This is a genomic window from Vibrio sp. ArtGut-C1, from assembly GCF_002105475.1.
GTDB lineage: Bacteria > Pseudomonadota > Gammaproteobacteria > Enterobacterales > Vibrionaceae > Vibrio > Vibrio diabolicus.
Window position 1 is genome coordinate 151,183 of record NZ_NCTH01000011.1, and the last position, 17,586, is coordinate 168,768.

General features: G+C 44.3%; 19 protein-coding genes and 1 pseudogene. 15 read left to right on the forward strand and 5 right to left on the reverse strand.

The window, feature by feature from the left end; all coding sequences use genetic code 11:
* Positions 1-113 precede the first annotated feature (113 nt).
* Genes bioB through bioD form a run of 4 tightly spaced genes read left to right on the forward strand, consistent with a single transcriptional unit; the run spans position 114 to position 3,793 of the window.
* Entirely contained in the window at positions 114-1,166 is a 1,053-nt protein-coding gene (bioB, locus tag B7360_RS12185) for a biotin synthase BioB (protein WP_085343598.1), read from the forward strand.
* On the forward strand, positions 1,153-2,304 hold the full coding sequence (bioF, locus tag B7360_RS12190) for an 8-amino-7-oxononanoate synthase (RefSeq protein ID WP_074191104.1): 1,152 nt from the start codon (positions 1,153-1,155) through the stop codon (positions 2,302-2,304). The genes bioB and bioF overlap by 14 nt, the downstream gene beginning before the upstream one ends.
* The gene (gene bioC, locus B7360_RS12195; protein ID WP_074191105.1) at positions 2,304-3,110 is read left to right on the forward strand and encodes a malonyl-ACP O-methyltransferase BioC; all 807 of its coding nucleotides are present in this window, start codon (positions 2,304-2,306) and stop codon (positions 3,108-3,110) included. Before bioF ends, bioC begins: the two co-directional genes overlap by 1 nt.
* The gene (bioD, locus tag B7360_RS12200) at positions 3,107-3,793 is read left to right on the forward strand and encodes a dethiobiotin synthase (protein WP_085343599.1); all 687 of its coding nucleotides are present in this window, start codon (positions 3,107-3,109) and stop codon (positions 3,791-3,793) included. The genes bioC and bioD overlap by 4 nt, the downstream gene beginning before the upstream one ends.
* 77 nt (positions 3,794-3,870) lie before the next feature.
* Here bioD and B7360_RS24540 read toward each other — a convergent pair whose 3' ends face one another.
* Positions 3,871-4,074: a hypothetical protein gene (locus B7360_RS24540; RefSeq protein ID WP_162860661.1), complete on the reverse strand. Its 204-nt coding sequence runs from the start codon at positions 4,072-4,074 to the stop codon at positions 3,871-3,873.
* A 472-nt stretch (positions 4,075-4,546) separates the two neighbouring features.
* On the opposite strand from B7360_RS24540, the gene htpX reads away from it, so the two are divergent.
* The 9 genes from htpX to B7360_RS12245 all read left to right on the forward strand — a co-directional run bounded on the left by htpX (position 4,547) and on the right by B7360_RS12245 (position 11,780).
* A complete protein-coding gene (gene htpX, locus B7360_RS12205; protein ID WP_005390832.1) occupies positions 4,547-5,416 on the forward strand; it encodes a protease HtpX in 870 nt (289 codons plus the stop codon).
* Between the two features lie 224 nt (positions 5,417-5,640).
* Positions 5,641-6,060 carry a nuclear transport factor 2 family protein gene (locus tag B7360_RS12210; RefSeq protein ID WP_005390833.1) on the forward strand — a complete coding sequence of 140 codons (420 nt, stop codon included), beginning with the start codon at positions 5,641-5,643 and terminating at the stop codon, positions 6,058-6,060.
* Positions 6,057-6,782, forward strand: coding sequence for an SDR family oxidoreductase (locus B7360_RS12215; protein WP_005390836.1), 726 nt, complete (start codon positions 6,057-6,059; stop codon positions 6,780-6,782). Before B7360_RS12210 ends, B7360_RS12215 begins: the two co-directional genes overlap by 4 nt.
* A 12-nt stretch (positions 6,783-6,794) precedes the next feature.
* Positions 6,795-8,105: an NAD(P)/FAD-dependent oxidoreductase gene (locus B7360_RS12220; RefSeq protein WP_085343600.1), complete on the forward strand. Its 1,311-nt coding sequence runs from the start codon at positions 6,795-6,797 to the stop codon at positions 8,103-8,105.
* A gap of 1 nt (position 8,106) precedes the next feature.
* Positions 8,107-8,925, forward strand: a complete 819-nt coding sequence (locus tag B7360_RS12225; RefSeq protein ID WP_046874767.1) for a DUF1365 domain-containing protein — start codon at positions 8,107-8,109, stop codon at positions 8,923-8,925.
* A complete protein-coding gene (locus tag B7360_RS12230; RefSeq protein ID WP_085343601.1) occupies positions 8,919-10,175 on the forward strand; it encodes a cyclopropane-fatty-acyl-phospholipid synthase family protein in 1,257 nt (418 codons plus the stop codon). Before B7360_RS12225 ends, B7360_RS12230 begins: the two co-directional genes overlap by 7 nt.
* A gap of 6 nt (positions 10,176-10,181) precedes the next feature.
* Positions 10,182-10,694 carry a DUF2878 domain-containing protein gene (locus B7360_RS12235; protein ID WP_041852975.1) on the forward strand — a complete coding sequence of 171 codons (513 nt, stop codon included), beginning with the start codon at positions 10,182-10,184 and terminating at the stop codon, positions 10,692-10,694.
* Positions 10,654-11,247, forward strand: a complete 594-nt coding sequence (locus B7360_RS12240; protein ID WP_085343602.1) for a chalcone isomerase family protein — start codon at positions 10,654-10,656, stop codon at positions 11,245-11,247. The genes B7360_RS12235 and B7360_RS12240 overlap by 41 nt, the downstream gene beginning before the upstream one ends.
* Positions 11,247-11,780, forward strand: a complete 534-nt coding sequence (locus B7360_RS12245) for a DUF3833 domain-containing protein (RefSeq protein WP_371343673.1) — start codon at positions 11,247-11,249, stop codon at positions 11,778-11,780. Before B7360_RS12240 ends, B7360_RS12245 begins: the two co-directional genes overlap by 1 nt.
* Positions 11,781-11,896: 116 nt before the next feature.
* Here the strand turns inward: B7360_RS12245 and purB are convergent, their stop codons facing one another.
* From purB to mnmA, 3 genes are all read right to left on the reverse strand, one after another.
* Positions 11,897-13,267, reverse strand: a complete 1,371-nt coding sequence (gene purB, locus B7360_RS12250) for an adenylosuccinate lyase (RefSeq protein ID WP_005390853.1) — start codon at positions 13,265-13,267, stop codon at positions 11,897-11,899.
* Between the two features lie 147 nt (positions 13,268-13,414).
* A complete protein-coding gene (hflD, locus tag B7360_RS12255; protein WP_046874772.1) occupies positions 13,415-14,032 on the reverse strand; it encodes a high frequency lysogenization protein HflD in 618 nt (205 codons plus the stop codon).
* 10 nt (positions 14,033-14,042) lie between these two features.
* Positions 14,043-15,167 (reverse strand): tRNA 2-thiouridine(34) synthase MnmA, encoded by a 1,125-nt coding sequence (mnmA, locus tag B7360_RS12260; RefSeq protein ID WP_005390857.1) that lies wholly within the window; start codon positions 15,165-15,167, stop codon positions 14,043-14,045.
* 188 nt (positions 15,168-15,355) lie between these two features.
* On the opposite strand from mnmA, the gene B7360_RS12265 reads away from it, so the two are divergent.
* Positions 15,356-15,625: a hypothetical protein gene (locus B7360_RS12265; protein ID WP_005390859.1), complete on the forward strand. Its 270-nt coding sequence runs from the start codon at positions 15,356-15,358 to the stop codon at positions 15,623-15,625.
* Between the two features lie 117 nt (positions 15,626-15,742).
* Positions 15,743-17,047 (forward strand): inosine/guanosine kinase, encoded by a 1,305-nt coding sequence (locus B7360_RS12270; protein ID WP_005390861.1) that lies wholly within the window; start codon positions 15,743-15,745, stop codon positions 17,045-17,047.
* Between the two features lie 127 nt (positions 17,048-17,174).
* On the opposite strand, the pseudogene B7360_RS12275 reads toward B7360_RS12270, so the two are convergent.
* Positions 17,175-17,495 (reverse strand): annotated as a pseudogene (locus tag B7360_RS12275) (H-NS family nucleoid-associated regulatory protein); the annotation flags it as partial.
* Positions 17,496-17,586 lie beyond the last annotated feature (91 nt).

Sequence of the window (17,586 nt, forward strand, 5' to 3'; positions counted from 1 at the left end):
AATGAGATTAAAAAACAAACAGATGTAAACTTTGTTGTTTTGTGTTGTGTTGACAGTTTATCGAGACTCAGTAGACTGTCAACACAACAACAAAAGTGACTAAAGGAATACACGTGGAAGTTCGTCATAACTGGACGCATGCTGAAGTGCGCGATCTCATGGAAAAACCATTCATGGATCTCCTATTCGAAGCGCAGCTTGTACATCGTCAATATCAACAAACCAACCATGTTCAAGTAAGCACGCTTCTGTCGATTAAGACAGGTGCTTGTCCAGAAGATTGTAAGTACTGTCCTCAGAGTGCTCGTTACACCACAGACATCGAAAAAGAGCGTCTGATGGAAGTAGAACGCGTACTCGATGCTGCGCAAAAAGCCCAAAATGCTGGTTCTACTCGATTCTGTATGGGTGCAGCATGGAAAAACCCGAAAGAGCGTGACATGCCGCATTTGACCGACATGATCAAAGGCGTGAAGGGCATGGGTTTAGAAACGTGTATGACATTGGGCATGTTGACGCCAGATCAAGCAAAGCAATTGGCAACCGCTGGTCTGGATTACTACAACCACAACCTAGATACCTCACCTGAGTTTTACGGCAACATCATTACCACACGTACTTACCAAGACCGTTTAGACACTTTGTCTCACGTTCGTGATGCTGGCATGAAGATCTGTTCCGGTGGCATCATCGGCATGGGTGAAAGTGCTAACGACCGAGCAGGTTTGTTGGTTGAATTGGCTAACTTGCCGGTACACCCTGAAAGCGTTCCAATCAACATGCTCGTGAAGGTAAAGGGCACACCATTGGAAGAAGTGGACGACGTTGAGCCGTTCGACTTTATTCGTCTGATTGCAATAGCACGAATCATGATGCCTCAATCAGCCGTTCGTTTATCCGCTGGCCGTGAAAACATGAACGAACAAATGCAAGCGCTGTGTTTTATGGCGGGTGCCAACTCCGTCTTTTATGGTTGCAAGCTTCTGACCACGCCAAACCCTTCAGAAGACAAAGACATGATGCTGTTCGACAAGCTCGGCATTAACAGCCAAGAGGTGTCTCAAAAACCTGATGAAATCGAAGAAAACGAGTTGCTGGATCGCGTCGTAGAGCGCGTTGCTGCTCGTCCGACAAAAGACGACCTTTTCTACGATGCCAGCGTTTAAATCTCGTATCGAGTCCGCCCTTGCTGAGCGTAAGACGCAAGGGTTGAATCGTTCTATGAATGTGGTGTTTGCTGGTAACCAGTCCGTTTTGGAACACGAAGGCAGACGCTACATCAACTTCTCAAGTAATGATTATTTAGGCTTGGCTAATGACCAAGCGCTTGTTCGTGCTTGGCAGCAAGGTTTAAGCGTATATGGTAGTGGCAGTGGAGCATCACCGATGGTGACTGGTTTTAGTGCCGCGCACAGCAATTTAGAAGCGGCACTAACCGAATGGCTGGGTTACGAAAGGGCAGTCCTGTTTGGCTCTGGATTCAGTGCTAACCAAGCTTTGTTATTCACCTTGCTAGAAAAATCAGACGTACTCATCCAAGACCGTTTGAACCATGCCTCGTTGATGGAAGCGGGGGCGTTGTCACCAGCTAAGATGAAGCGCTTCAAGCACAATGACATCGAACACCTGAAGTCGCTGATTAATAGCGAAGACAACCATCTAGTTGTGACTGAAGGGGTATTCAGCATGGACGGTGATTGTGCACCACTTGCTGATATCGCTGACGTCACCGGTAATCATGATGCATGGCTTGCTGTAGACGACGCTCATGGTATCGGTGTTCTAGGGGAATCTGGCGGTGGCTCATGTGAATTAGCGGCGGTTAAGCCTGAGATACTGATCGTTACTTTCGGCAAAGCGTTTGGTATGTCTGGCGCGGCTATTTTATGTGACCACGCAACGGGAGATTTTTTAACTCAGTTTGCTCGTCACCATGTGTATTCCACGGCGATGCCTCCGGCACAAGCCTATGCGCTCACGCATGCTGTCTCGATGGTTCAAGAGCAGCCTTGGCGACGTGAAAAGCTCACAGAGTTAAGTGAAGTGTATCGAGATAGCCTCAGCGACGTTGAGGGCTTTGTTGAGACTCAAACTTCGATTAAGCCGTTTGTGATTGGTGAATCTGATTTGGCTTTGCGAGTAGCAGGTGCTTGTCGCCAAAACGGTATTTGGGTTACTGCTATTCGTCCTCCAACAGTTCCGAAAGGGACGTCTCGTCTGCGAATCACACTCACTGCTAATCACACTAACGAACAAGTTAAAACGCTTTCAATGGCATTGAAGCAAGCATTAGGAACGCAGTAATGGATAATGCAGAGCAAATGAAGTTGGATTGCTTACTGCCTAATAAACAAGCGATCGCCGCTTCCTTTAGTAAAGCAGCTAACACGTACGACAAACATGCCGCTTTCCAGCGTGATGTCGGCCATCGCTTACTAGACAAACTTCCGAATGACTTAACTCATAAACGTGTTTTGGATTTAGGATGTGGTACGGGCTATTTTTCTCAACTTCTTCAAGAGCGTGGCGCTGAAGTGTTTTGTGTGGACATCTCTCAAGAGATGCTAAGCAAAGCTATGGTGCGCTGTGGCAATGAACGAATGAATTATGTGCTAGCCGACGCAGAAAACTTGCCTTTCGACGATACAAGCTTCGACTACGTATTCTCTAGCTTGGCTTTGCAATGGTGTGCCGATTTAAGTTATCCCCTGAGAGAAGTTCGTCGTTTACTAAAAGCTAATGGGAAGGCGGCTTTTTCTACCCTAGCTGAAGGGTCACTGTGCGAGTTGCGAGCATCATGGAAAAAAATTGATGCATATCAACACGTCAATAACTTTCTGTCGCTCAATCAGGTAAAAATTGCGTTAGCGCAATCTCGATGTGACAACCATCAACTAGACTTGACCACCATCACAGTTTGGTACGACTCAGCATTTTCAGTTATGCGTGACCTCAAAGGTATAGGTGCAAATCACGTAAGCGGGCGCTCACATGGTTTAACCAGTCGAGAGACTTTGTTGCAAGTTGAGCATGAGTACCAAGCGTTTAAAAATGATCAAGGTCTTCTACCTGCAAGTTATCAGGTTTGTTTTGGAGTAATACATCTATGATTGATGCTTTTTTTATTGCTGGTACGGATACTGATGTAGGAAAAACGGTAGCGTCTAAAGCCATTTTGCAAGCGTTGGCAGCAAAAGGACTAAACACTATTGGTTATAAACCAGTGGCAGCAGGGAGTGATAAGACTGAAGCTGGATGGCGTAACTCTGACGCCTTACATTTACAAGCGACCGCGACACTCGATGTCGCTTATGATGATGTGAATCCATACGCTTTAGAGTTGCCTGCTTCTCCTCACATCGCGGCAAAACATGAACATGTCGAAATAAAATACGAACTCCTCAGTGAAAAGCTGGCTCAACACAAGCAGCAAGCTGATGTCGTTCTCGTTGAGGGCGCTGGTGGTTGGCGTGTGCCTGTGTCAGATACCGACTGTTTATCTACTTGGGTACAAGTAGAGCAGTTACCCGTGGTCTTGGTGGTTGGTATTAAATTAGGTTGTTTGAGCCATGCTTTACTCACGGCTGAGAGTATTAAAGCGGATGGCTTGAATCTTGTTGGTTGGGTGGCAAACCGAGTTAACCCTGGCACCGAGCACTATGCTGATATTATCGAGATGCTTGAAGCGCGTATCGGTGCGCCTAAGCTTGGCGAAATCCCATACATTCCAAGTGCTAAGCGCAAAGAGCTAGGCAAGTACATTAATATCGAGCCTTTGCTAAATACTGACTGATTGTGTTTAAAATACTAAAAAAACCAAAGGGCTGCGCAATGCAGCCCTTTTTTATTGGTGTAATCTATAACATCAGATTACTTATCTTGGCTAAGCCCCATCAATGCTTGCTGAGTTTCTGCAACACGCTGAGACATATGATGATCGGTTGAAATACCAAGTTGTTGCTTCGCCTCATCCTCTGAGATGCCTAGATGACAACGTAGTAAATCAATAGCCATTTGATAGTCGTTAGTTTCTACCATGGTTTTTCCCTCAATACATGGAAGTTTTGAGCTCACCTAATGTACCTTTTTAATGTACTTAGAGTGGCTCTGTTTTGTTCATCTCACCTGAATCTAGCATGTCCATGTCGCCGCACAATAAGACCAAAGTCTATAGCGGGGCTAACATACTGTTTTTGGTCTAGTAAAATATTTCTAGCTAAGTTGCCCAGAGGTGATAGATTTAACATCAAGGTCATCCATTGATAGATGAGGTGCGATTCAAAGTACTTTTCATTACGGAAAGGAATGAATATGAATGGAGGTAATGACTTTTATCAGAACGTGCCTAGAAATCGCTTGAACATAATCTTTCAGTCTCGAAAACAAATGTTGCAATTTATTGCTTAACCTTGTTTTTATCGCGGATAGACTATATCTATAACGCACGGAGCATGAAACTTAGCGGAATTGGCTTTTACAGCGATTACCACCTGTTCCTTATAACAATCCGTTTTAAAAAAACGATAAGCTTCCTCGGAGAAAAGTAATGAAGCGAATTATGTTATTCCTAGCAACTAACCTAGCTGTCGTGCTAGTGCTTAGTGTTGTTCTGAATATTGTTTACGCTACCACTGGAATGCAACCTGGCAGTCTTTCTGGTTTGCTAGTTATGGCCGCCATATTTGGTTTTGGTGGTGCACTTATTTCGTTGATGATGTCAAAGGGCATGGCACTGCGCTCGGTTGGCGGTATGGTCATTGAAAGTCCGCGTAACGAAACTGAGCATTGGTTAGTCGAAACTGTGGGTCGTCAAGCTCAGCAAGCGGGTATTGGTATGCCAACGGTGGCTATTTATGACTCACCAGATATCAATGCATTCGCGACGGGGGCAAAGCGAGATGACTCTCTTGTCGCGGTTTCCACTGGCCTTTTACACAATATGACTCGTGATGAAGCAGAAGCGGTACTGGCCCACGAAGTGAGCCATATTGCAAATGGTGACATGGTCACGATGACATTGATGCAAGGCGTTGTGAACACGTTTGTTATCTTCCTATCCCGTTTTATCGCCAATATTGTGGCATCGAACGATGATGAAGAAGGTCAAGGTACAAACATGATGGTTTACTTCGGTGTATCTATGGTGCTTGAGCTAGTGTTTGGTTTCTTGGCAAGCTTTATTACCATGTGGTACAGCCGTCATCGCGAATTCCATGCCGACGCAGGTGCTGCTCACTTAGTTGGTAAAGAGAAAATGATCGCGGCATTGGAACGTTTGAAGATGAGTCACGAATCTCAACTTGATGGCACAATGATGGCGTTCGGTATCAATGGCAAGCAGTCATTGACTGAACTACTGATGAGTCACCCTCCGCTAGATAAACGTATTGCAGCGTTACGTAGTCAGCAATACTAGTTGTAAAAACTGACAGCGCACACGAAAGTAATCGTTAATTTCCTGAAAAGGCTTGGTTTTGACCAAGCCTTTTTTTTGATCGATTGATCGCTTGCGAGATCCATCACGTATCTACCTACAGAAACAAAGTTATACAAAATAATTTTTGTACAACTTTTAAGGAATGAACTATCTTGTACGTATAATAATTTTGTACAACTTGGTGGGCATGTAGGAGTAAACACATGGACATACAGTCTGTTGGCAATATCTATCAAAAGCTGAATAAAGCGAACTTACATCTGCTTAAAGACGTATATCACCAAGATGTCGTCTTTGAAGATGCTGCTCATCGTTTAGAGGGGTGGCCTGCACTTTCAGATTACTTCACATCATTATATGCCAACGTCATAAGCTGTGACTTTGTTATCCACGAACATCAACAAGTCGGAGATACTGGCTTCCTAACGTGGACCATGGATCTTCAGCATCCCAAACTTCAAAAAGGTGCACCTATTCTCGTTAATGGTGTGTCGCATCTTAAATTCAGCGAAGGCCAAGTTATTTATCACCGAGATTACTTTGATCTCGGAGAAATGCTTTACGAAAACTTACCTTTACTTGGCTCCGTCGTAAAAACCATCAAGCAGAGGTTAGGACAATGAACAATACTATCTTAATCACTGGCGCTACCTCCGGAATAGGGAAGCAACTGGCTTTAGATTACGCGAACTCTGATTGGAGCGTTATTGCTTGTGGGCGAAACAAAGACGTTCTTGCTGAATTGGGGGCTGCTTCTTCTAATATCCATACATTGCAGTTTGACGTGACAAACCATGAACAAACTCAGCAGGCGCTGTCCAGTTTGCCTTTCACGCCGAGTACCTGGGTTTTTAATGCAGGGGATTGTGAGTATATGGACAACGGTGTGGTTGACGCGAAACTCATGGCGCGTGTGATGAATGTAAACGTCGTTGGTGTTGCCAACTGCGTAGAAGGTTGCCAACCACTCTTAGATAAAGGGCATCGCATCGTTATCGTGGGTTCTATTGCTTCAGAAGTTGCGTTGCCAAGGGCTGAAGCCTACGGCGCTTCTAAGGCTGCTGTGAGCTACTTTGCTCGCACATTAGCTGTTGATTTGAAGAAGAAGGGCATTCAAGTGGTGACCGTGTTCCCAGGCTTTGTGGAAACCCCGTTAACTGACAAAAATGACTTCGAAATGCCGATGATTATTTCTACGCAGCAAGCCTCGAACTCTATCAGAAAACAGTTGGCTGCCAACAAGACTCACATCTATTTCCCCGCGAGGTTTACCAGTATTTTACGTTTTATCTCGTTACTTCCATACAGTTGGCAAGCTCGCCTAACTGCTAAACTCGTGTCATAAGAAGGAATAAAAATGAAAACAGCAGGAAGAAAGAAGATAGCGATTGTGGGGACCGGAATTTCTGGCCTTACGTGTGGTTACTATCTATATAAAGAGCACGATGTCACCGTATTTGAAGCTAACGATTACATTGGCGGGCACACCGCGACGGTGGATGTAAAACTCGATGGTAAAGAATATGCGATTGATACGGGCTTTATCGTTTACAACGATCGCACTTATCCTAATTTCATCAAAATGATGAACGAGATTGGTGTCGAAGGGTTGCCAACCCAGATGAGCTTTAGTGTAAGAAACGACGGCAATGGTTTGGAATATAACGGTCACACCGTGTCGACATTATTTGCTCAAAAGCGTAATTGGGTAAATCCTAAGTTCTATCGTTTTATCTTCGAGATCCTTCGTTTCAACAAACTTGCCAAAAGCGTCGCTAGCAAACAATCGAGTCATTCTCAGACGCTAGGTGAGTTTCTTGATGAGCACAACTTCAGTACTTTCTTTTCAGATAACTACATTTTGCCGATGGGCGCTGCAATTTGGTCTTCGACTTTAGCGGACATGCGCGCATTTCCGCTGATGTTTTTCCTTCGCTTTTTCTTAAATCACGGATTGCTTGATGTCACTAACAGGCCGCAATGGTATGTAATTAAAGGTGGCTCTCGTGAGTACATTCCACCTTTGACTCAAGGTTTTATCGATAAAATTCGACTCAATAGTCCGGTAGAAAAAGTACTACGTAGTGAGAATGGTGTGGGTTTAAAAGTCAACGGTGAAATGCATTGGTTTGATGATGTCATCTTTGCTTGTCACAGTGATCAAGCGATGAACATGTTAGGTGACATTAGCCCAGTCGAGCAAGAGGTGCTGGGTAATATGGCTTATCAAGCGAATGAAGTGGTGCTTCACACTGATACGAGTTTACTTCCAAAGCGTAAAGCGGCGTGGGCTTCGTGGAACTACCTACTGGAGGGCAGTGAAGACGAACAGCAACGTCTCCCTTCGCTTACTTACAACATGAATATTCTCCAACATGTTCAATCTGAGCACACATTCTGTGTCACGCTAAATAGCACTGAGCAGATCGAACCGAGCAAAGTATTACGGACGTTTACCTATCACCATCCAGTGTTCTCCACCGACTCTATCGCTGCACAGCAACGTAAAGAAGAGGTGCAAGGGCTGAACAATACTTGGTTCTGCGGCGCTTATTGGTACAACGGTTTCCACGAGGATGGCGTTCGCAGCGCATTGGACGTAGTGAAAGGGCTTGAAGAGAAATATCGCGTTCAAACTGCCGTCAACTTAGAAAAAGGTGCAGCGTGATATGGATAGCCAAATGAACAGCCAGTTGTTTGTTGGCAACGTTCGACATCGCAGGTTCACGCCGATAAAACATGAATTGAACTACTCATTGTTTATGCCAGCTATTGACGTCGATGAGCTAAAAAAACTAGAGGAAAAAGTTTGGGGTTTTGGCTCTCGTTGGTGGCATTGGGCACGCTTTAAACGCAGTGACTATGTTGGTGAGGGCTGCTTAAAGGTGGCCGTGCACGACAAAATTGAAGAGTTAACAGGTGTTCGTTGTACCGGCAAAGTCATCGCTGTTTGTCATTTGCGCTATTTAGGACTTTATTTTAGTCCGGTGAATTTCTACTACGTTTATAACAAAGAAGGGGAATGGAAATACCTCTTAGCTGAAGTCAGCAATACACCTTGGAACGAGCGTCATTACTACGCAGTCGCTGCTGAGCAAAACGATGAAAACTTTGGATGGGAACAAGAGAAAGCCTTTCATGTTTCTCCGTTTAATCCAATTGACCAACAGTATCACTGGAAGATTAAACCACTGACGGACAAGTTAAGGATTCATCTTGAATGCCACACAAGCGAAAAGCACTTTGATGCGACGATGACAATGAAAGCTCAAGTGTTTTCGAGCAAAAGCTTATTGAAGTGTTTGATCGTTACGCCAATACAGACGGTAAAAGTAATGGTTGGTATTTATTGGCACGCATTAAAACTTTGGGTGAAAGGCGCGCCTTTTTATTCTCATCCTAAATATTCAACACACGACGAAATAGAAGCCGACACTAAAAAAACAGACAAAAAAAATAAAAAGCACAAGGAGAATTCTGCATGTTAAATACCAGTTCTATGACATTGCCGCGCAAATTGACGACAACACAAAAGGCGGCTCGCGGAGTTATTTTTCAATGTCTGCAAAAAATGGAAATCGGCTGCTTAACTGTTATTGAAAGCTTTAAGACGGAAACGAAAGAAAGAAGCGAGCGCTTTAATGCGCCCAACGGTGAATACAGCGGTCAGCCTGTTGTGGCGACGATTGAGGTAAAGCATCCTGGCTTTTACTCGCGAATCTTGCAAGGTGGCAGCATTGGAGCGGGTGAGGCTTATATGGATGGTTGGTGGGACAGCCCGGATCTAACCTCGTTAATGAAACTTATGGCTCTCAATATGCGAGCGCTAGATAAACTTGAAGAGAAAGGAAGTTGGCTGACTAAAATACTGTACAAGGTCAGTCATTGGACCAACCGCAATTCTCAAGAGAACTCTCGTAAAAACATTCATGCGCATTACGACTTGGGCAACAATTTGTACGAGTCATTTTTAGACGACAATATGCTGTACTCATCGGCATTATATGTGCAAGACAACGATACTTTGGAACAAGCGCAAATCAACAAAATGGATCGTTTGTGCCAGCAACTTGAGCTTCAACCATCCGATCGAGTGATTGAGATAGGTACAGGTTGGGGTGCTATGGCCATTTACATGGCAGAGCAATATGGTTGTCATGTGACGACAACGACGATTTCTGAAGAGCAGCATGCTTACGCTGAACAAAAAATTAGAGAGCGAAATTTGGGCGGCAAGATCACTCTACTAAAACAAGACTATCGAGACCTTTCGGGTCACTACGATAAGTTAGTCTCGATAGAAATGATCGAAGCGGTTGGAAAACAATTTTTGCCTTCCTACATCAAGCAATGCAAATCACTACTCAAACCGGGTGGTTTAATGGCAATTCAAGCCATTACTATCGCTGACCAGCGTTATGATTACTACAGTAACAACGTTGACTTTATCCAGAAATACATCTTTCCAGGTGGTTTTTTACCTTCGGTTACATCTTTAACTCAAGCTGCGACCAAATACAGTGACTTGGTGGTGAGAGACTTATTTGATATTGGCCTGGACTATGCGAAAACCTTGAGCGAGTGGCACTCTAGATTTAATCAAGCTGAAGAGCACGTACGCTCTCTCGGTTATGACGACCGCTTTGTCCGCATGTGGCGCTACTACCTGAGTTATTGTGAAGGTGGCTTTTTAGCTCGAAGTATCAGTGCCGTTCACATGACATTCCAGCGACCTTAAACCGTTATGAAGTTGCTGATTGCCTCTACATGGTTCCAGCTCTGTTGGTTCTCTGCAGTGCTTGGGACCTATCAATGGCAGTGGCTAACACTGATCTTAACATTTCTTACTCTTGTCTATTGTTGGAGGACGGACGCTTCTGCCTTGAAGCACATCGCGAGTATCGTTTTGGCGGGTGTAGTGCTCGATACGCTCAATCAACAGTTTTCTGTTTTTGTCTTTCCAACACAATGGTTACCCATTTGGTTGTTGTGCCTTTGGGTTCTGTTCTCTTGGTATGCCTATCAGCTCAAGCCTGTTTTGTACCGTTTCCCAAAAATCTACGTATCAATTGTAGGTGGCGTTGGAGGAACCGTCAGTTACTACGCCGGTTACAAGCTCCAAGTCGTTGAATATGGATTTAATACCAGCGTTACGTTGGTCATTCTATTTGCTGAATGGTTTGCCATGACGCTTTTGATACTCAAGGTATACGGATATGAAAAGCTTGAAGAGAGATTTAACCCAGAGGCTGATTAAGGTAGTTGCTTCTCTAGTAGTTATGGGCTCCTTTGCTCTACAAGCTCAGCCAGTTGGAAACAGTGAAAACGCAGATAAGATGTCGAGTTGGGAGGGGTGGAAAACTGTCGGTGAGGCACAACTCACATGGTTCATCTTCGATATATATCAGTCTCGACTAAGAGCACCCGATGGAAAGTTCATTGTAAATGGCGATGTATCACCACACCCTCTGGCATTGGAAATTAACTATCAAAGAGACATCAGCAAGCAGCAGTTGCTTGATGTAACTGATGAGCAATGGGCAAAGCTTGGTTTTGCTGAATCATATCGAAAAAGTTGGATCAGTGAACTAAACCGTATGTTCCCTGATATAAAAAAGGGGGATGAGCTTACTTACTTAACCGATGGTAAAACTGGTCAGCTTCTTTACCGACAAGCTGGCATTACACAAATTAAGACAGTCGGCTTCGTTCAAGATGAGCGAATGAACGATGCGTTTTTGTCTATATGGTTGTCACCTAATACAGAGTTCCCGAAACTTCGAAAACAATTAATAGGGCAGGTTAGATAGTGCTTAAACGAATTTTAAAATCAATCGCCTTGGTCGCTGCGGCCTTACTTTCAGCATGCTCAGCGGATATCGATCATTATCAATCTTCTACACCGACTTTTGATTTATTCGGCTATTTTGAAGGCGATACAAAGGCGTGGGGGATGGTCCAAGATTACACTGAACAACAAACTCGTCGTTTTGAAGTCGACATCGTGGGTACTGTGGAAGGTAACACGTTGACGCTGGTGGAAGACTTTGTGTTTGATGATGGAGAGGTTGACCAGCGAATTTGGGTTATTACCAAATTAGAAGATGGACGCTATGAAGGTAAAGCAGAGGATATTATTGGTGTAGCCACAGGGATTGAGCAAGGCAATGCGTTGCAGTGGCAGTATGAGTTTGAGTTGCAAATGGATGACTCAACAGTAGCGGTCGCTTTTGATGATTGGCTTTATCGTCAGGACGAGAAGCATGTTTTCAACCTCACCAAAATTAAAAAGTTTGGTATAGAGGTCGGGACAATAACCTTATTCTTCCAAAAACAGCCATAATAGTTGAGGGATTTATCCTCTTGCATTACTACCAAATAACCGAAATTATTTCTTCCTAACTAAAAAGGTTGACGCTTTCACGTCAACCTTTTCAATTGCAGATCATCAAGGTGTGATTACAGCTTATCTGTCAGCTCAACCGCTTGACCAATGTAGTTCGCTGGCGTCATCTCTTTCAGACGTGCTTTCTCGTGCTCAGGGAGCTCAAGACCGTCGATGAAGTTGCGCATTGCTTCGCCATCTACACGCTTACCACGAGTTAGCTCTTTTAGTTTCTCGTATGGCTTCTCGATGCCGTAACGACGCATAACTGTTTGTACTGGCTCAGCTAGTACTTCCCAGTTCTTGTCTAGTTCAGCAAGAAGTGCTTCACGGTTTACTTCTAGCTTGCTGATGCCTTTAAGCGTAGAAGTGTAAGCGATGATTGCGTAGCCAACACCAACACCAAGGTTACGTAGAACCGTTGAGTCAGTTAGGTCACGTTGCCAACGAGAGATAGGCAGCTTTTGTGCTAGGTGGCCGAATACTGCGTTCGCAAGACCTAGGTTACCTTCAGAGTTTTCAAAGTCGATTGGGTTAACTTTGTGCGGCATTGTTGAAGAACCGATCTCACCAGCAATGGTTTTTTGCTTAAAGTGGCCTAATGCAATGTAACCCCAAACGTCACGATCGAAGTCAATCAGGATAGTGTTGAAACGAGCGATAGCGTCGAACAGCTCAGCGATGTAATCATGCGGCTCGATTTGTGTTGTGTAAGGGTTCCAAGTTACGCCTAGAGACTCTGTAATGAATTCTTCAGAGAACTTGTGCCAATCTAGCTCTGGGTAAGCAGAAAGGTGTGCGTTGTAGTTACCTACTGCACCGTTGATTTTCGCTAGGATCTCAACGTTTTCGATTTGCTTGAATTGACGCTCCATACGGTACGCCACGTTTGCCATTTCTTTACCCATTGTAGATGGAGAAGCAGGCTGGCCGTGTGTACGAGATAGAAGAGGAATGTCGCGGTATTCAACTGCGAGTGCTTTGATAGCGTCAATTAGGTTACGGATTTCTGGAAGAATCACTTGCTCACGTGCTTCTTTTAGCATTAACGCATGAGAGGTGTTATTGATGTCTTCAGAAGTACATGCAAAGTGGAAGAACTCATTAACAGCGTGCAGTTCAGGAACGTCTGCTACTTTCTCTTTTAAGAAGTACTCAACCGCTTTAACGTCGTGGTTAGTTGTACGCTCGATTTCTTTAATACGGCGTGCATCTTCTTCAGAGAAGTTAGCAGCAAGGTCGTCTAGGAATTGGTTAGCTTCTGCGCTGAATGCTGGCACTTCTGCAATTTCAGCAGTAGCCGCTAGCTTCTGTAGCCAACGAATTTCTACGATAGTACGGTATTTTAGTAGACCGTACTCGCTGAAAATTTCGCGTAACGCAATCGTCTTACTTCCGTAACGGCCGTCTACTGGTGAAACAGCAGTCAATGCTGACAGTTCCATGATGTTCTCCTGAATTGGGTTTCTAAATTTCGTGAGCGTTATACCAATAACTGTGGCAATTGTCACGAATATTGCGCAAACGTTTGCGCGGGATTTGTTTTATTCGAAAAAAAGTAGCTCGCGATAAACGCGAGCTAGCAGAGTATTCTACATTCTGGCTAACAGGATTTGAGCCTGTTCGACCATTTTCTTTCGGCCAAAAATTAGATGACGACGTTTACCGCCTACTTGGCGCCACAGAACAGCACTACGAATACCAGATAGCAGTAGAGCACGGACTTTGTGTTGGCTGGCCGTTTGTTGCAGCACAGAAGGCGTGCCTGTTACTTGAATGCGTGGTCCAATAGGGCTAACAACATCCAAGTAGATGCTTGCTAAATTGCTGATCATTTGATCATCTAGCAGCTCAAAATGCTCTGACTGACGTTTGGCCATCTGGATACGGTCACCAAGCTGGGACATGGCATCGTTGCGAGCGCTTAACTTACGCTCTAGCGCCATTAAGCTAATGATGTAACGAGTGATCTCACTGCCTGATGGGGTGCTATCAATCCCTTTAACCAGACACTCCAGACCGAGCTTTAGATCGGCTTCGCGACCGAATACGCCAACGGTGTTAGCAGGGTTTGTGTTCAAAATAGCGTTGATTGATGTTTCAAAAGCATCTTGATCACAATGCCCGTTTCTCGCAACTTGTTGAACCAAAGCGACAGCTTGGCAAATACCAGCGAAAGCGATAGTACGGTCATAAAGTGTATTCGCCACGTAACGACTCCTAAGCTTGAGAATATTTAATGCGTTGCTCGATGATGCCGCCACCTAGACATACGTCATCTTTATAAAACACTGCTGATTGACCAGGCGTCACTGCAATTTGTGGTTCATCAAAGATCACTTTAATGTTTTCATCATCGATCGGGATGATTGTACAAGGAATATCTTCCTGACGGTAACGAGTTTTCACTGTGCACTTCATAACATCGCGAATTGGCTCACGATCTACCCAGTGAAGTTGTGACGCAAGTAGACCTTCTGATTTTAGCATCGGGTGGTCTTTACCTTGGACTGCGATTAGCACGTTACGCTCTAGGTCTTTTTCACCAACAAACCACGGCTCTTCGTTACCACCGCCGCCTTTACGGCCACCGATGTGTAGACCTTTACGCTGACCTAATGTGTGGTACATCAAACCTTGGTGTTGACCGATCACTTCGCCTTCCGGCGTTTCGATATTACCAGGCTGAGCAGGAAGGTAACGACCTAGAAAGTCGGTAAATTTACGCTCACCGATGAAACAAATACCTGTCGAGTCTTTCTTCTTCGCTGTTACTAAACCTTGCTCTTCCGCAATACGGCGTACTTCAGGTTTCTCTAAATCACCAACAGGGAAGAGGCTACGGCCAATTTGTTCGTGGCTTAGTGTATATAGAAAGTAGCTCTGGTCTTTGTTGCCATCTAGGCCACGCAACATCGCTGGTTTCTCACCGTTATCCGGGAAAGAGCGACGTACGTAGTGACCCATTGCAATGTAGTCAGCATCAAGCACTTCATCAGCGAATTCTAGGAACGCTTTGAACTTGATTTCTTTGTTACAAAGAATGTCAGGGTTCGGTGTACGACCTGCTTTGTATTCAGCAAGGAAGTACTCAAATACGTTATCCCAGTATTCGGCAGCAAAGTTGATGGTGTGTAGATGAATGCCTAGCTTGTCACATACTGCCTGAGCATCAGCAAGATCTTCTGCTGCTGTACAATATTCTTCGTTGTCATCTTCTTCCCAGTTCTTCATGAACAGGCCTTCTACTTGGTAGCCTTGTTGCTTGAGAAGATACGCAGAAACAGATGAATCAACGCCGCCGGACATACCGACGATGACTTTCTTTTGGCTGTTATCAGACATTACTAAACACCACTTAAATAAACGGGATGCAGATTCTATCAGAATCCACAGACCGGTGACAGATCCGAGATCGAAATCACAATTCGTTTCGCTGCATTTTTCTTCAACAGAAATTCGAACGGGCAATTTCGCAAGTATAGAAGAGGTATATATGGCATAGTTGGCAAAAATCCAAGAGGAAAGTCCAAATGACCGAAGAAAACCAGTTTATGCAAGAAGCCGAGTTGATTGAAATTGTTGAAAACCAACTTGAGGACGGCAATCCATTAAAAGTTAAAGAGACGCTAATGCGCTTAATGATGACAGGGACACCTAGAGAAGAAGCGGTTGCAATGATGGCATGTGCCATGTCGATTGAAATTTTCGATGTGATGAAAAATGAAGGTGAGTTCAACCTAAAGCGTTACTGCGAGCACCTTGAGCAACTGCCAGATCTAAGTTTTATGGAAGGTGAATAAGGAGTCTAGAAGAAAAAAGTGGCTAGCAAACGTTTGCTATAATTGCTTTTATTGCCGCTTTATTATTAGCGGTATAGAATCCGTTCTCCTTTTCATCCCCTTACTCAGACTGACAATATGAAATTTCCTGGACAACGCAAATCGAAGCACTATTTTCCTGTTCATGCTCGTGACCCGCTGGTGAGCCAAGCACAAGAAAGCAAGAAGATGACGCGCACTCACATCATTGGTATTGACCAAACTTTGGTTGATATTGAAGCTAAAGTTACAACGGATGTGATTGAAAAGTACGGTCTGAGTAAAGGTCACTCTTTGGTTATTGATGACGAAAGAGCAGAAGAGTTGTACCAGCAACTTAAAGAAGAGAACTTAATTACCAATGAGTATGCGGGTGGCACAATTGGTAACACGCTACACAACTACTCTGTGCTAGCAGATGATCGCTCTACGCTGCTTGGAGTGATGAGCCAGGATATCAAAATTGGCAGCTATGGCTACCGTTACCTTTGTAATACATCAAGCCGCATGGACTTGAACTATCTACAAGGTGTTGATGGCGCTATCGGTCGTTGTTTCGCTCTTATTACAGAAGATGGTGAACGTACTTTTGCGATCAGTGAAGGGCAAATGAACCAACTGCATCCTGATAGCATTCCAGAAAAAATCTTTAAAAATGCATCGGCGCTTGTACTAACGTCATATTTAGTACGTTGTAAAGAAGGCGACCCAATGCCTGAAGCAACAATGAAAGCGATTGAGTACGCGAAAAAGAATGATGTGCCCGTTGTTCTGACTCTTGGGACGAAGTTCGTTATTCAAGATGACCCGAAATATTGGCAAGAATTCATTCGAGATAACGTTTCAGTCGTTGCGATGAATGAAGATGAAGCAGAAGCTCTGACGGGTGAGTCAGACCCACTTGCTGCATCTGATAAAACACTGGAGTGGGCAGATCTAGTATTGTGCACCGCGGGGCCTGTAGGCCTATTTATGGCGGGTTATACGGAAGACAGCGCGAAGCGCGAAACTTCTTTGCCATTACTTCCGGGGTCAATCGCTGAATTTAATCGCTATGAATTTAGTCGTCCGGCGAAAAAAGACACATGTGAAACACCAATAAAAGTGTACTCACATATCTCGCCATATATGGGTGGTCCAGAAAAAATCAAGAATACCAATGGTGCAGGTGATGCTGCGTTATCTGCTGTTCTTCATGATATGGCGGCAAATAAATACCATAAAGAAAATGTGCCTAATTCAAGCAAGCACAGTAACGAATATTTAACTTACTCTTCTTTTTCTCAAGTATGTAAATACGCAAACCGTGCGAGCTACGAAGTTCTCGTGCAACATTCTCCACGTTTGTCACGTGGGCTTCCTGAGCGAGAAGATAGCCTAGAAGAAGCATACTGGGAACGTTAATACACAGTAGTTTAATTAACCATTCTATAACTAAAGTAAAAGGCGCATTAAAAAATGCGCCTTTTTTATTTGTAATGAACCAAATAAAAAAGGCTCCCATTGGGAGCCTTTTAAAAATAGCGCGGATTTAGATCAGGAAATCATCCAGAGATTTACCTGCATCAAGTTGCTCTTGAATTGCAGAAGGTGTACGACCTTGGCCTGTCCAAGTCTTCTCATTACCGTTTGAGTCTGTGTATTTGTATTTAGCTGGACGAGGTGCACGCTTCGCTTTGCCTTTCGTCTTAGTTTCGCCAGATAGCGCAGTAATAAGCGCTTCTACGTCAATACCGTCTTGAGCAATTTTCTCTGCGATCTCTGCTAGCTTAGCTTCTTGCTCAGCTTGTGCTGCACGTTCTGCTTCTTCTGCTTCACGACGCTCTTCTACGACAGTAGTTAGTTTATCTATACCGAATCAACTTGAAGATGCAGGCTTGAGAACCTGAAAATTATCATTAATTCGAGATGCCAAAGAGCCTGCGATCTCTGGAAGAGTCACA

Coding starts and splice junctions, on each gene's coding strand:
- bioF (WP_074191104.1), top strand. CDS start 1,153: ATGCCAGCGTTTAAATCTCGTATCGAGTCCGCCCTTGCTGAGCGTAAG.
- bioC (WP_074191105.1), top strand. CDS start 2,304: ATGGATAATGCAGAGCAAATGAAGTTGGATTGCTTACTGCCTAATAAA.
- bioD (WP_085343599.1), top strand. CDS start 3,107: ATGATTGATGCTTTTTTTATTGCTGGTACGGATACTGATGTAGGAAAA.
- htpX (WP_005390832.1), top strand. CDS start 4,547: ATGAAGCGAATTATGTTATTCCTAGCAACTAACCTAGCTGTCGTGCTA.
- B7360_RS12210 (WP_005390833.1), top strand. CDS start 5,641: ATGGACATACAGTCTGTTGGCAATATCTATCAAAAGCTGAATAAAGCG.
- B7360_RS12215 (WP_005390836.1), top strand. CDS start 6,057: ATGAACAATACTATCTTAATCACTGGCGCTACCTCCGGAATAGGGAAG.
- B7360_RS12220 (WP_085343600.1), top strand. CDS start 6,795: ATGAAAACAGCAGGAAGAAAGAAGATAGCGATTGTGGGGACCGGAATT.
- B7360_RS12225 (WP_046874767.1), top strand. CDS start 8,107: ATGGATAGCCAAATGAACAGCCAGTTGTTTGTTGGCAACGTTCGACAT.
- B7360_RS12230 (WP_085343601.1), top strand. CDS start 8,919: ATGTTAAATACCAGTTCTATGACATTGCCGCGCAAATTGACGACAACA.
- B7360_RS12235 (WP_041852975.1), top strand. CDS start 10,182: ATGAAGTTGCTGATTGCCTCTACATGGTTCCAGCTCTGTTGGTTCTCT.
- B7360_RS12240 (WP_085343602.1), top strand. CDS start 10,654: ATGAAAAGCTTGAAGAGAGATTTAACCCAGAGGCTGATTAAGGTAGTT.
- purB (WP_005390853.1), bottom strand. CDS start 13,267: ATGGAACTGTCAGCATTGACTGCTGTTTCACCAGTAGACGGCCGTTAC.
- mnmA (WP_005390857.1), bottom strand. CDS start 15,167: ATGTCTGATAACAGCCAAAAGAAAGTCATCGTCGGTATGTCCGGCGGC.
- B7360_RS12265 (WP_005390859.1), top strand. CDS start 15,356: ATGACCGAAGAAAACCAGTTTATGCAAGAAGCCGAGTTGATTGAAATT.
- B7360_RS12270 (WP_005390861.1), top strand. CDS start 15,743: ATGAAATTTCCTGGACAACGCAAATCGAAGCACTATTTTCCTGTTCAT.